At 47.4% G+C, this 14371-nt stretch carries 9 protein-coding genes and 2 pseudogenes; all 11 read right to left on the bottom strand.

The genetic code is table 11. The annotated features are described in order from the left end of the window. A pseudogene (locus BGK46_RS17080) lies at nucleotides 1-119 on the bottom strand (type VI secretion system tube protein Hcp); the annotation flags it as partial. Nucleotides 120-303: 184 nt separating this feature from the next. Then, nucleotides 304-1593: a type VI secretion system ImpA family N-terminal domain-containing protein gene (locus BGK46_RS02185; protein WP_069586843.1), complete on the bottom strand. Its 1290-nt coding sequence runs from the start codon at nucleotides 1591-1593 to the stop codon at nucleotides 304-306. A 50-nt stretch (nucleotides 1594-1643) separates the two neighbouring features. Then, complete coding sequence (gene tssM / locus BGK46_RS02180) at nucleotides 1644-5144, bottom strand: type VI secretion system membrane subunit TssM (RefSeq protein WP_175418625.1); 3501 nt, start codon at nucleotides 5142-5144, stop codon at nucleotides 1644-1646. Between the two features lie 61 nt (nucleotides 5145-5205). Then, a complete protein-coding gene (tssA, locus tag BGK46_RS02175; protein ID WP_069586841.1) occupies nucleotides 5206-6615 on the bottom strand; it encodes a type VI secretion system protein TssA in 1410 nt (469 codons plus the stop codon). A 2-nt stretch (nucleotides 6616-6617) separates the two neighbouring features. Beyond that, nucleotides 6618-7295: a type VI secretion system-associated protein VasI gene (gene vasI, locus BGK46_RS02170; RefSeq protein ID WP_084781208.1), complete on the bottom strand. Its 678-nt coding sequence runs from the start codon at nucleotides 7293-7295 to the stop codon at nucleotides 6618-6620. Beyond that, nucleotides 7292-8884, bottom strand: a complete 1593-nt coding sequence (locus BGK46_RS02165) for a sigma-54 interaction domain-containing protein (protein ID WP_069586839.1) — start codon at nucleotides 8882-8884, stop codon at nucleotides 7292-7294. Before BGK46_RS02165 ends, vasI begins: the two co-directional genes overlap by 4 nt. Before the next feature lie 2 nt (nucleotides 8885-8886). Next, complete coding sequence (gene tssH / locus BGK46_RS02160; protein ID WP_069586838.1) at nucleotides 8887-11511, bottom strand: type VI secretion system ATPase TssH; 2625 nt, start codon at nucleotides 11509-11511, stop codon at nucleotides 8887-8889. Nucleotides 11512-11548: 37 nt separating this feature from the next. Continuing rightward, entirely contained in the window at nucleotides 11549-12313 is a 765-nt protein-coding gene (gene icmH, locus BGK46_RS02155) for a type IVB secretion system protein IcmH/DotU (protein WP_069586837.1), read from the bottom strand. 2 nt (nucleotides 12314-12315) lie between these two features. Further along, on the bottom strand, nucleotides 12316-13650 hold the full coding sequence (gene tssK, locus BGK46_RS02150) for a type VI secretion system baseplate subunit TssK (protein WP_069586836.1): 1335 nt from the start codon (nucleotides 13648-13650) through the stop codon (nucleotides 12316-12318). A 5-nt stretch (nucleotides 13651-13655) separates the two neighbouring features. Further along, nucleotides 13656-14174 carry a type VI secretion system lipoprotein TssJ gene (gene tssJ, locus BGK46_RS02145; protein WP_371440443.1) on the bottom strand — a complete coding sequence of 173 codons (519 nt, stop codon included), beginning with the start codon at nucleotides 14172-14174 and terminating at the stop codon, nucleotides 13656-13658. After that, nucleotides 14137-14352 (bottom strand): annotated as a pseudogene (locus tag BGK46_RS17075) (type VI secretion system-associated FHA domain protein); the annotation flags it as partial. The gene tssJ and the pseudogene BGK46_RS17075, both read right to left, overlap by 38 nt. Nucleotides 14353-14371: the final 19 nt, after the last annotated feature.

Here is a 14371-nt window from a genome sequence, read left to right as displayed (position 1 = left end):
GTTCTTTGGTGTTGGGGGCCGTCTACATAGGCATCACCGATAGAATCCGCGGTGCAGGCACCGGCTGTAATCAAACCCTGAGTTTCACCTTCAATCGAGATATAACATGGCGTTGGCATAATCGCTCCTTTCTTATTAATGGAAGAGGCTGTCCAGTCGGTGCCTCTGTTCGCCATCCCATATAGCGAAATGCATGCCAGCTTTTTTATCTCTATAATTCAGTACTTTACTCTCTCACTGACCAATTTTTTGCACGCCACAAGCAAGTTTTTGCTCGGCGAGGCAAGAAGTTGCTTTACCTGCTTAATTCTCATTCTCCGTGGTCACCTTGGCGGAAGCATCATTCAACGCTTCGTTTAGCTCAGCCACTTTCCAGCTCAAATGATTGAGACGTTCGGTCAGTACCATTAATTCGTTGTTTGCTTTTTCAAACTCACCTTGCTCAATCAACAGGGTGACGTAATCCGCACGACCATAAATAGGCGATAAACTGATCGCAAAATTTTCGAGTGAACGTGTTTGCTTTTGTAGCGCCCACCAACGATTTTGCTCGGCAAGTAGCGCGATATTCGCCATCTTGGTCCGTACCGCTCTGAATTTATCAATATATTTATTAGTGCTTTCCAGTGCCTCTTCTCGCTGCGTGTTATAAACACTTAACAATACGCTTGATGCTTCATGCTCTCCGTACAACGTCGTGAGCGCATTAAGGTGCTGCGCAGCCAACACTTTGGGCGTTTCAATAGATTGATCGAGTTCTGACTCAATAGCTTGTTGATACATAGCAACAAATGCATCTTGCCAACGTGTCAAAGAAGACGGGCTATATCGTTGAGTAAACTCTTTCAGTGCACGTTCAGAGTTCAAGCTAGGTTGAGGACTGTAGGTAATAAAGGGGGTTTGGAAATACGGAATATAAGGGTAAGCAAGCCAAATAATCACCACTAGGATCGCACCAAACGCGCAAGCGAATACGTTCTGGCGACGACTTTTCTTAACCGTGATGGTAGGATTTTCCTCCTCATCACGTTGCTGTTGTTTCACGGCACTGTGTAAACGGGTTTCTATCCGGTCTATGTGCTCAAATAAAACGTAAGCAAGCCCTTCATAATCGACAACATGATGAGGTTGCTGCCGCTCTAAAACATGAAAGAGCGAATCGCAAAGTCGTTCGCAGCGATAGAGGTCACGCAATGCCTGTTGATCGGGCCTGATTTGTTTTAATTCACTTAATACGCGCGAATTCACCCAATCAAGGGCTTCTTTACGCGCACGCGCTCGTTTCTCATTGACCTCAGTTTCATTATTTAAACATGCAAGCAGCAACTCTAAACCATTGGCAAATTCTGCCAATCCGCTGGTTTTTAGTGCTGCAACGGTAAAATAGCCACTGAGTAATAAATCAATCCCCTTATCACGTGCCAAGGCTTGGCAAGAGTCCTTCACACATGCCCAATCTGTGCCGCCTGATAGCGGAGAATGACGCTTGTTAATTTGTTCCCTAACCGCGTCGTAACGTTCGTCATCACGAATGCTTGATGAATCGAGTGAAATCTTAAAGGGTTGGTTATCTATTGAGATAATAAAAGGCATGTTTGGCTTTCCTGATAATGCAGGGGCGAGTCCCCTCGCCCCATGATCAGTTAGTAAAGGTTGCGTGAGAGTTTAAAGGACTTAAACAAACGCTGAGTGAATGGGTTAGTCGCGGCTTGCGCATTAACGCGGTAAATCATTCCGCCACCATCAACGTTGAATTGATAATCAACAGATGTCGCACTTGCCGATACGACCGCACCTTGATCGAGAAGACGGAATAATGCCCACGGACCACGTATCACAACACTGCGTGGAGACAAATTGGTTTTTGTCGGTACCAACGTCAACTTCGATGTTGCCGAGTCTCGCAGTGTATTCGGCCAGATCAGCTCTATACTGTCTCGCGGGCCGTGGCTATAGGTCACATATTGCCCATCAATATTCAACACACTACGACGCTTATTACTGCTCAAGCGAAGAGGTTCAACGGAGAAGCTCACATCTAAGATACCTTTGCGGTTGAAGAATGCTTCTCGAATCTTTTGTGCTTGACGGATCTGAGCAAGCAAGTCTTGGCGGATCAATGAACCGTCAATGCCGCTGTTACCCACAGAGATGTTTTCATCAATAAACATCTTAAGCTGGTTGTTATAGAAGCTATCCAAAGTCCCACCCGGCGCAAAGAAGCTCTCAAAGTCACTGAGTGATGCATCTTTACTCGCCTGCGGATTGAACGGATATCGATTAGCCAGCTTTTGTTGATAAGGACGATAAACATCTTGATACCAGCGGACTTCAAGATGCTGAATTGCCGCCTGTTTTACAACATGCCAACTTTCATCTGCCAGTTTGTCGACCATGCCATCCAGCGGTTCTGGTAAGCCTGTGGCAATACGTTTTAGCGTATAGATAGGGTCGGTGTTTACCAGCTTCACACGCGCTTTAGTTGCATCGAGCGCGGCCGTACCGACGTCAGGCGCATCCTGAATAGACTTAAGGTAGCTCTTGAGTTCTTGCACGGACGCCAGTACTTCACTCAAGTAGGCAGGCTTGTCATTGACCGCTTTAACAAGGCTATTTAAGTCAGAAAACGGCGCTTGGATCTGAGACGCGACGTTATATTTTGGATTCTCTGCAATCGCATCCTGTGCGTCTTCATCCAATCCCAGCCCTGATGCAAGCTGAGTATTGGTTTCCAACGTACGCAATAGGCGCTGCAGCGGTCCAACGTGACCGGTAAAGTTATCCAATACAGTAACGGCATCGTTGATATCACTGAAGAATTTCACGTCAATCTCATTCAGTGCCGTTCGCCATGTATTGGTGTAGTCCGCAACATAAAGATCGCGAATCTTGTTCCTTAGCGCTTTCTTATCTGCTTCACTAAACTCCGCGGTTTCGGCTTCACCGAGTACCCAGCTGTCGATCAACGCGAGGTCAGAAACGGATTGCAGTTTGGGTACAAAATACTCTTCAAAGCCTTTTTTAGTCAGCATTTGTGGAATATACAGGCTTTCGCTATTAACCACTCGCTCTTCAAAAACCACATCAAAGACGGGGCCAACCTCATTCCTCAAGTTTATCGGCGCGCCTAGCACGGTCTCAGCATCGAGTTTAAGATTACGATAAACACGCTGATCTGTCGGCATTTGACGTAAGTGTTCCTGCGTCAGAGCAATCGTCATATCATAAGGTCGCATTACTCGGTCTGATATCTCATCACCGTTTAGACGCGCATCAGTAAGGTCAGTGTGGCGCATTGCATAATCAAGGTGTTCAAGTAAACGCTCTTGCACCCATTTTTGGCCAGCAAATTCTCTTTGCCATTGTTTGCTAAAATAATCCATTACGTAATCGTTATAACGACCACTCTTATCAACAACCATTCGATATATACGTAATGCGACAAGCTTTTCTTGATCCGTCGTTGCCTGGTTAAGATCAACCACAGTATCCGCCATCAGCAGGGGTAAGAAACGGCTCTTCAATAAGTTCAAGTACGTTTGTTCAACCTTAGGCCCAATCACATGTCCCTGATAGAGACCAAAGTCAGAGATATACTTCGGCTTATCTCGGAAAAAACCAAACTCCAACGTGGCTTGTCGGATCTGGTTCAGCGGTTTCAATACTTCTTGTTGCGATGCTCCTGCCGCATTACTCGGAAATTGCGTCTTATACTGGTCGACTTTGGTTAGCACCGCATCCGCATGTGCAACGTTGGCAAGATAGTAGCGATGCCACGTCCCCACGAGCAGCACGGTTGCAATTGAGCAAGCCAACACCGACATACCAATTAAACGTCGCTTATGCTTCGCCACCCGGAAGTTATCAGACGCGAGTCCTGCTTCTGGATAAATAATGTTGCTGAAAAGCCGTTGCGTAAAATAAACGGTAGAGTTTTTCGACTTCTGCGCACGGTTCACCGCATGCGAGAGCCCATAACGGCGAGAAGCCGCATCATCAAAGGCATTGGTTGGGACACCTTGTTGATATACCGATGTGAAATAGGCCCCTCGCACCAGTGCGGATGTCGAGAACTGATCGCTTGCTAACGCTTCATTAAAGAAGGTGGCCAATATTTCTTTCAGCCCTGCAATTTGGCGTGAGAAGCTGTATATCGCTTTGCGATCCTCAAAGTCGAGCGGTGTTGCCAGTGCGTGAGGCACGATCGCATTTACCCTGTCGATAAAGCCACTGTATGCCTCATCAAACTCTTTTAACCACGAGTCTAAGTCATCCACTGAGTTTAAAGAGAAAGTAAACCCAAGCACTTCATCGCGCTGCTGCTTCGAATAATGCTTAAAGAAGGGTTCAAACCCATACAGTAAATCGAGCTTAGTTAAGGCAATATAAACAGGCAATCGCGTCGACAGGGTTTCCATCAACTCGCGCAACCTCGCACGCAGCAAGTTAGCGTAAGCTTTACGTTCAGACGCTGTCGCCGTCGCTAGGTGTGATGCATCTAGCGTCAGCACAATGCCATTAAGTGGACGACGACTGCGTGTTTGTTCCAGCCACTTAACAAAGTGTAACCACAGACGGCGCTCTAATTCACCGTCGTTATTTTCATCTTTGTTGCCCTGAGTGAGTAGCTCGCCATCAGGGTCAATCAATACCGACTCATCCCCTATCCACCAATCAAATGAATATGGGTTTTCGCTTTTTTGCCCAGATGCTCGCATTACAGACGAAAACACGAAGTTCTGCCCAGAGCGATTAATAAGACTGGTTTTGCCGGCGTTTTCTAATCCCAGCACTAAGTACCATGGAAGTGCGTAAAGGTGGTTTCGCTTGTTCAAGTTTTGCTTCATGTTCGCAACAACTTGATCAAGCTCAGACTGTTGGCGCTCTTCGTATACTTGAATAGGGTCTTCGCGTAGTCGCTCAGCGTGCTCTTGCTCCGCTTTGAAACCTTGTAGCTTACGCCATTGCCAAACACCCCAAATCGCCAACACCCCGAGTGTAATAAAGCCACTGCAGATCGCACGCGCCGCGATAGATGCAAGAGGCTTTTGCTCACCGAGTGTTAGCCAAGGACCTGCCCACCATATGGCGACATTAACAAGGATAAATATCGCAACCAATAAAATAGGAAAAGCCGCAAGCATTCCAGGCTTCAGCTTTTTCGCTATTTTGAAAAGATGTTTCCACATGAATTTTCGCCCTTAATCACTCTGACGTTGTTTTGCGTTCAAGTTGTTCAACCAAGCTGGGCTCCCAGTCGGTGACACTCATGGTCTTAATTTCTTGGTTCAAGGTTTGATACTGCTCTTTTGCCATGCTGTTTAGCTGGTTCGCGTGCAAGAGGTCGGCCGAAAGCATACGCCAGTAAAAGTGGTCTCTTGGCTCGTTTGCTGCCTGTAGCCCATCGTTTAGCATGGAGAGTGCAACGGCAATTCCACCTTCTTTCGCCAAGGCAAGTGCCTCTTTCTTTTTCTCCTGCCAATCGCCACTGACTGACTGGCCCCCTCCTCTCTGATTCGCGCTGCCACTGGCTAACCAGTCTTTCACTGCATCAGAAACAAAGGGCTCTCCACCTTTAAACTGCAAATCTTTCAGCCCAGGTAAGCGCTCTAAAAATTGCGCCACTTCGGATTGAATGGCATCGCACCAATTTTGATGGCCCAGTTTTTGGGCAATGGTGTAACTCATTAAGTGACCATCAAACCAATACGGTGCCATGGTCAAACTTTGCTCGACCTGACGCCACAAAGCTAAATCGGGATGGCGCATTTTATCTTGATAGTCTTTGACACGGTCTTGCTGCATACCTCGCAGCAGCGTTTCCCCACCGGGTTTATGGTCGGGCAAAGCAGTGATGCTGTACCAGACGGCGTAGCGCCTTAATCGAATCGCCAGCGCCACCCCATCGTCTTGTTCAGCCAAGAACGAAGCGACCTTAAGTAGTGTCTGTTTAGTGGCTTTATCACTAGAATGATCGACATCCACGGATGATGTTGTCGGCGTCGTGCTGGTGCGCGAAGGCGTTGGTTGCTCTTTCGCCACCTCGTTTACGCGCTGACGCTCTTCCGCTTTGCGCAGTTCTGACTTGATACTTCCAACCACACTGCCGACAAGGTCATTCGTCAGCCCATTGTCTTCAATCGCTTTTTCCCATGCCTCGATAGCCTGATTGAGCTGTTCTCTATCTTGCGCATCGAATTGGCCAAAGTCGGTTTTATCGACCGCCATAGAAAAGCGCTGAGCCATTTGGCTAAAGAACTTGCGCCGCGGTAGATTGCCGCGTTTGCCGGGCGCTGGATGGCTTTGCTCCCAATAGTTCGACATGAAGCTTGCCATCACATCAAACGAGAGAATGAATCTCGACGGAGACGGTTGGTGGTGCAGGCACTGCAACAGGTATGCAAGCAGCTTGATGTCTTTTGTTTTTTCCGACAGCAGTTTAACGACGCTATGCTCAACCTCATCCCACTGCACATCACCATGAGACAAGGAGCCAACTTTCATCATTTGATCTTCAACAAAATCAAACAATGGATCGTCAACCAGTCGCTCTCCAACCGGGTTCGCCGCGTCAATAGGTTGCGCGATGCAACGCTTGTACTCTTTTAATTCCATCTTTACCAACCGCAACGTTCGCGTAATGCTTGTATGGTGTTATTGAGCGGCGCAGTGTCAAAGCGAAGGCCGTCTATATACTCCGAGTTCGAACGTATAACAAAAGAATCTCTTCCTATTAACGACTTCATAAGTCTAATCGCAGGTAACCCTCTCGAAGAGGACAGTACTATACCGACATCTCCACTCCTCCAATATTGGGTATGTCCTCCCGGGAATGAAACCTTAACCCTGCCGTCATCAATTGGCTCGGGCAACATCAATTCAATGCGACTGAGGTTATCGATACAACTCAGCATCAATACCGGTTGCTCACTTGCTTTAAAGCGCGTTCTTACATTGTTTGCTTGAAGGGTTATCCAAGCGCTACTTCCGCGTCCTTCCCCTTGCTCTGTCAATGACCAAGCTTGAGGCGCGCTCGCATTCGCGGCGTTCACGGCACGAAGCCACTGCTGAGGTTTTTGGACAGCATTCTCAATAACGTCACTACTCTCCGGCATTTGAGTATTGAAAACGCGGTCAAAACATGCCAGGCGATCTAAACGAGACGGGACCGCCCTACATTGCTGGGCCTGATCCAATAACGTCCCAGGAGAATTCTCTACCGCAACTGAAAAAAACGGGCTACAAAGAAGTGTTATCGATGCGACAATTGCGAAAGCGTGGTTGTGCGTATTCATGGCGCTTTTATCTCTAATTTTCGACATTTATAAGTCAATGTTCTTCTCGGAATACCAAGGCTTTCTGCTACTTTGGCGGTGTCACCATCAAACTGCGACAACCTATCCGCAATAATGCGCTGTTCAAAATCCATCAATGCTTGTTTCAGATCGCCAATCGACGCAGCGTCGATATTCAGCACGCGGCTCGATGTCGATAGCCCATTGGTGTAACAAACGGAGCGGACATCATCCGTTGCTGGAGCCGGGGCTGGGGAACTGCTTACCGACATATTCAAGCGCGCACCAAAGGTTGCCAGTTTTATCGCCTCGCCATTTGCCGTTTGCGCGCAGGCATACTCGATTAAGTGTTTTAGCTCGCGCACGTTCCCGGGGAAGCTATAGCCAAGTAGCGCATCCAACGCTTGGAAATGAATATCACGGATGCTAGTGCCATGTTGTTGGTTAAATTGTTGAATAAAGTGGAAACATAGCTGACGTATGTCTTCCTTACGCTGCGCAAGTGCTGGTACATGCAGTGGGTATTGCAGTAAGCGATAATACAGATCTTGTCGAAACTCGCCTGCACGCACTTTTTCAAGTAGATGAACATGAGTAGCCGACACCAACCGGAAATCTGATTGTTGCTCTTGGTGTCCTCCGACAGGTCGAAATGTTCCAGACTCCAGTACCCTGAGTAACTTTGCTTGCAAGCTCATTGGCATATCGCCAATTTCATCCAAAAAGAGCGTGCCGCCATTCGCTTGTGCAATAAGCCCTTCTTTATGATTCACGGCGCCAGAGAATGCCCCTTTCACATGCCCAAATAGTTCACTCTCGAGCAAGTGCTCTGGTATCGCCGCGCAATTGATAGGCACAAATGGCTGAGCATTTCGGTTTGATAGATCGTGAACGGCACGCGCGACCAACTCTTTACCACTTCCTGTCTCTCCTTGAACGAGCACAGAGAGATGCGATGATGCCGCATTAGCAATTTGGTCACGAAGACGCAGCATCGGTGCACTGTCACCGATAAGCGTGGCAGACAAGCTCGCTGCTTGCTTTTGCTGATGCGCCCTTTTTTCGATATCAGAAAGAGAGGCTCTTAACGCTCTACGACGGCTCTCCTCGCCTTCCATTTCACTAAGTAGAGACCACTGATTCACAAACACATCCACAAATTGACTGAAACCTGGGTCGTCGTGCCACAGCGAAGATAGAGCATCGCTATCTCCCACTAGACAAACAACAAGCTTTGTATTCGTGTCACGACGTACCAAAGGATAAATATTGACGGCTTCAAACAAACCAAGCTCACCGACAAACTCAGCAAACGCTCGATTTGATTGCCAATAAACAATATCTTCCGCACCTAAATGCATAGGGACGACATTTTGAAGAACATGAGCAAAGGGGGTGTCAAAATCCGTTACCGACCAAGACGTATCCGATGCGTGGCAGACAAGCTGTCTGCCATCGCAACTGGGTGTGAGTAGCATTCCTTCGCGTAGCTTGAGCTCACCAACAACGATTTGGATAAAGCGAGACTGTAGATCGACAGTCCGCCTTTCCTTCGCTAGGTCAGTCACATAAGCCAGCCAATTACGCATTCTTACTCAACCTCGCCTTTAAACTCACCCTCTTCGGCGTATAAACGCACATGAGAGATATCTGATTTCTCAGCCAGTTTGTTAAGCAGAGATAGCGAAACAGGAGGCAATAACTGACCTTCTATAATCGCTTCCAGCATACGTGCCCCGTTTTCACTGCGAGTCGCGCGCTGCAATATCTCGTCAATCAGGCTTTCATGAATATCAACAGTTGCGCCATAACGCTGAGCAAATGTCTGTTCGAGGTGAGTGAGTTTACCTCGCACGATATCGGCGAGTACGTCCTGGCCTAGTGGCAAGTAAGGTACGACTTCCATACGTGCAAGCAGTGCCGGCTTAAAGAAAGCCGCAAGTTCTGGATACAAGGCATTATCAAGGTTCGCTTGATCATCAGCATGATCAACGATCGTTTGATAACCGAGGTTCGAGGTCAAAAAGAATACGGTGTTTTGACAGTCAATCACGCGGCCTTCGCCATCTGCCAGTTCACCCTTATCAAAGGCTTGATAGAAGATGTTCAATACTTCTGGGTGCGCTTTCTCGACTTCATCAAGCAGTACGACCGAATAAGGCATTTTACGAATCGCCTCAGTCAGTACACCACCCTCGCCATAGCCCACGTAGCCTGGGGGAGAGCCAATCAAACGTGAAACCGTGTGTTTCTCTTGGTACTCCGACATATTAATCGTGGTTAAAAACTGCTTACCACCGTAGAGCTGTTGAGCAAGCTGCACAACGGTTTCGGTTTTACCCACACCGCTTGGACCAACCAGTAAAAATGCGCCTTTCGGTCGGCCTGAACGACGCAGATCTGCACGTGCTGTCAGCAAGTGACGATGAACACGTTCGATGGCAATATCCTGCCCTTTGATCGCCTTTCCAAGCAGTGTTGTCAGGTTGGTGATCTTGTAAAGCTCATCACTGTTCATCTGATCAACAGGCACACCTGTCCAATCAGAAATCACTTCAGCGACTTGTTCCGCATCAACGTGCGGGTGCATAAGACGCTCATCATGAGGAATCGCGTCAAGTGCCGCATATTTTTCTGACAGCGTTTTCGCGAGTGCGTCGTAATCACACGCTTCATCCGCATCGTCACTGACATCGGCACTATCTTTGTCTAACAGCCTGGCGCGTAAGGATACAATTTCTTCTACCAACTCGCGTTGCTCATTCCAGCGTGATGAGAGAAGACGCTTTTCTTCTTCATCCGCCTGCTCCAAGGTTTCCAATTCATCGAGACGTTCCGTGTCTACCGGCTGGCCAATAAACTCTGCGCGCTTCAGCATCTCGATTTCTTGTTGACGTTGGTGACAAAGCGTTTCAAGCAACGCCAAGCGCTTCGGTGGCGTCGTCATGTTAATAGCAATCCGAGCGCATGCCGTATCTAACACATCAATGGCTTTATCGGGGAGCTGTCGTCCTGAAAGGTAGCGAGCAGAAAGCTCTGCAGCCGCTTTTAACGCGTCGTCAGCAATAATAACGCCGTGGGCTTTTTCATAGGCACTACCAAGACCACGCATAATATTGACCGCTTGATCAACAGAAGGCTCTTCCAATTTCACCAATTGGAAACGACGAGTAAGTGCAGGATCTTTCTCGAAGTACTTTTTATATTCCTTCCAAGTCGTTGCAGCAATGGTACTTAACTCACCTCGCGCCAGTGCTGGCTTGAGCAAGTTTGCTGCGTCACTACCGCCTTCTTGGTTTCCTGAACCGATAAGCGTGTGCGCCTCATCGATAAAGAGAATAATTGGGTTGGGTGCCGTCTTGATACCATCGATAACCCCTTTCAAGCGTTTTTCGAACTCACCCTTCACAGAGGCGCCAGCTTGAAGTAGGCCTAAATCTAAGCTGAATAACTCAACGTGCTTAAGTTTTTCCGGAACATTTCCGGCTGCAATGCGCAATGCCAGACCTTCGACCATCGCGCTTTTACCCACCCCTGCATCACCTACAACAATGGGGTTGTTCTTACGGCGACGGCATAAAATATCAACCATCAAGTTAAGCTCTTCCTCTCGACATAAGACCGGGTCGAGCTCGCCATTTTTTGCTTGTGCCGTAATGTTTGAACAGTATTTGTATAGCGGAGATTCACTGCCCTCGAGAGAAGGCGCATGCTTTTTCGCTGCCGCATTTGTATCAACCGCCGTTTCTGCGGAATCAGCCACAATCGCGTTAAAATGTTTCTTTAGACTTTCACGATTAATGCCATCCAACAGCTTGGCGGCTGGACGAGAAAGGTAACGATCGGCGCGGTTAAGTACGGCATAAAATACAATACCCGAGCGCAATTCCGATTGATCCAATTCAGTCGTCGATAGCAACCAAGCCTCTTGCAATACTTCAACCAGTAGTGGGGAAAAGGCAGGATACGTGTCTAGTGCTTTGTCACGTTCATAGCTCGAAGAAAGCGCCTGTTTTAGTGCTTCAACTTCAACGTTCGCTTGTTTTACGATCAAACGAACATCAGAAAGCGGATTGTCCAGCAACACTTCGATGAAGTGTTCAATCAATACTTCTGGATGTTGCCTTTCAATACAGAGCGAGGCCGCTTGCTCAAGAGCAAGTTTACTTTGCTCATTCAATTTTGAAATTAGCGTAGATAATTCAATTCGAATCACGGGGACACCTAGTTATCTAAATAAAATACGTTGTTGGCTAAAGCAGTTGATTCAGCTGGCTTAGCACATTCTCAGACTTTTCATGGAGTAAGTACGAGTAACCCGCAAAAATACCTGCCCAAAGCACGACGAAACCAGCGAAGACTGCCCATAAAGGCACCTGCTTACTGAGCGCATAACGCGTGTTGACAACATGATCACTCGCGTCTGCCAAGGCTTTAGGTTGCTCATCATCAAGGACCAAATCATGTAACCTTTTGATCACTTTCTCGCGCTGAGCATGCCCGCCATCAATGACTCGATATTTGCCTTCAAAGCCCAGGCATAAGCAGTGGTAAATAAAGATCAACAGCGGTTGATACTTTTCAGGTTCGCTTTCAAGACGACCTAGAATGGTGAACACTTTTTCTCCACCCCAGGTCTCGTTGTGAAAACGGGACAGCATTGAGTGCTCAGCCCAACATGTCGATGCTCCCCATGCTGTTCCCATCACCGCTTCATCGAGAAACGTACAAAGAATGTAGCGATATGCCATCAGCACAGCATGCTCGAAACCTTGTTCCGATAGCTCGATTTCAATCGCTTTAATTTCTTCGATCGTTTGATGGTAAATCTGCTCAATATTGCTACAGCTTGAGAGAGAACGAACACGTAGCGCAAGACCAAACAGTGGCGTTGCTGCATCCACCAACGCGTTTGGGTTATGGCCCCGTAATTGAAACCAATAGTCTTGGTCGCTATCTATTTTCTCAACATCATCAAACAAAAGATCGTTGAAAACACTGTCTTCGGTTGCCGCCATGATCAATCCCTAATTGCCCAGAACTGAATATCTAAATCATCAAATGCTGCTGCCACATGGAATGCAAACCCACTTGAGTTAGAAAGCATCGCCCATGCTGCACTTTCTTTATCCAGCTGATAGTAGGTGTATCCCGCATGGTAAGGCAGTTGCCGTGGCGCCACCGGTAATGGAATGAGTGGGATGCCAGGTAACTGAAGTGAAATAAGCTCCCGTATTTTTTCAACAGAAGACACTTTGGTTTGCTGAGTAAACAGCCGGCGCAACTCATCCAATGGCATGCGCGCTTTCACAGCAACGATGAACTCCGCCGAATCCATCAGCTGCGGATCCTGAATTGGCGCAACCATTAAGCCGTAATTACGCTTATCAAGCTGAATTGACACCGCTCGTGGCTCCAGTACAACACTGAGGCTTTGACGTAAATAACGAATCACCGGCCAAAAGGACTCGCTAGGCATATCGTGGTTGTAGGCCGGCAACGTCGGTGCCAAGCGGCTTTCATCGGTGAATGTTGCTAACTCACCACACACCGAGGACAAACATTCATACAAACGCTCTGGATGTAAGCTACCCAAGGATGCCAAATGCTTCATTTGTGGCTGCAAACGATTTAATGAATGCAACAACATAAAGTCCGAAACGTCCGCAACACCGCCTTGAGAAGGAGAACTGATACGTTGAGCGATATTTTTGGCACGTTCGTGCATCAATCCCGCCATTTCATTAATAAACCGATGCAATGTAGCGTTACCGGCAACATTAAAATGACAGGGAATAAAGTCAGGATCGAGAACGACACTTCCATCTGGACGCTTTTCTAAGATACGAGCAACCGGAATAGATGCATAAGCACTGCGATCCTCTTTTTCGAGCATCAATTGCAAATGAATCGGAGAAACATCTAGCGTGGTTGTATCACCTTGAACACTATGGACATCGCGCACGTCGATACGGCGGCTTTCATAGCGCCCCGACCCTTTATCGTCGGGCCAGTTAACTTCCATGATCGACTCACTACGCAGCGGGACTGCGAGATAAATCAATTGGTTAGATAGGGAGCTATCTTCAATTTCCAAGGCATCCGGCATCACATCTTCCTGCGGAATACGAAACGCGGTGCCATCAGGCATAACCCCAACGGCTCGCTCTATCGCAATACGACCGAAAGCCAAATATTCAGGGTTTAACGAAAGCTCCGATACGCCATACAAATACTTACTGACAGATGTCAATCTCTCTTCCAATAAGTATTCACTGTAACGTTGCTGCTGTTGGAAGTGTTGCGGCTTAATAAAAAGCCCTTCACTCCATATCACCCGATTCCGTGCAAACATTAAATTTACTCTACCTTCTCTAATTTCACGTCGTAATCTTTGAAAAGCATTAGCAGGTGATATTGACGGCCTTTATTAAGCACCTTCACAGCCTTTTTCCATTCACCTAAGTTTGGCTCTGAAAAATGTGCCATCACACCAATGTAATTTGTGTCTTCATCTATTTTAAAGGCGTTAACGAACTTGAATTGTCCAGGAGTTAACACGTAATCGTAGTTATTAATAAAATTACTACTCAGTGCCCCTTTATAATCGGTACGCAACTGATCGAACCCTGCCGACATAAACATTGAGTCGTCTTCCAACTCAAAGATTTGCACCTCGATTGGGGCTGGATCACCCGCGATATTTGGGTTAACACCTGTATCGCTCACCAGACTGAAAGTCACCGTCGTGGGTTGCTCTTCAGGCTTGTATTCATCGGAAGAGCTACACGCCGTCAACAATAAAAGTGCACAGACAATACTCAGTTTTTTGATCACCGCTTTAGCCCTCCAATTGCTTTTCACGGATACGCTTGTCATAAACCTGCTCAAAAATTTCCCAGAACAGCTTCGAGAAACCTCGCTGGCGATTAGAAGTCAGCTCTTTGTAATAGTTACAATACATTTCCCACGCCCACGCTGATTCACCTTCAATCTGCTCATCGGTATTGCGGCGGCAGTGCTGGAAGCGACGCAGAAGAACGTCGGGAGAGAAGGCGGGCGTTGTTTCCTAAATC

Source organism: Salinivibrio sp. SS2, from assembly GCF_001722075.1.
Classification (GTDB): Bacteria; Pseudomonadota; Gammaproteobacteria; order Enterobacterales; family Vibrionaceae; genus Salinivibrio; species Salinivibrio proteolyticus.
The sequence above is the reverse complement of the archived record's forward strand: the minus strand, read 5'-3'. Positions and strand labels throughout refer to the sequence as shown.

Coding starts and splice junctions, on each gene's coding strand:
- BGK46_RS02185 (WP_069586843.1), bottom strand. CDS start 1,593: ATGCCTTTTATTATCTCAATAGATAACCAACCCTTTAAGATTTCACTC.
- tssM (WP_175418625.1), bottom strand. CDS start 5,144: ATGCTTGCGGCTTTTCCTATTTTATTGGTTGCGATATTTATCCTTGTT.
- tssA (WP_069586841.1), bottom strand. CDS start 6,615: ATGGAATTAAAAGAGTACAAGCGTTGCATCGCGCAACCTATTGACGCG.
- vasI (WP_084781208.1), bottom strand. CDS start 7,295: ATGAATACGCACAACCACGCTTTCGCAATTGTCGCATCGATAACACTT.
- BGK46_RS02165 (WP_069586839.1), bottom strand. CDS start 8,884: ATGCGTAATTGGCTGGCTTATGTGACTGACCTAGCGAAGGAAAGGCGG.
- icmH (WP_069586837.1), bottom strand. CDS start 12,313: ATGGCGGCAACCGAAGACAGTGTTTTCAACGATCTTTTGTTTGATGAT.
- tssK (WP_069586836.1), bottom strand. CDS start 13,650: ATGTTTGCACGGAATCGGGTGATATGGAGTGAAGGGCTTTTTATTAAG.
- tssJ (WP_371440443.1), bottom strand. CDS start 14,174: ATGACAAGCGTATCCGTGAAAAGCAATTGGAGGGCTAAAGCGGTGATC.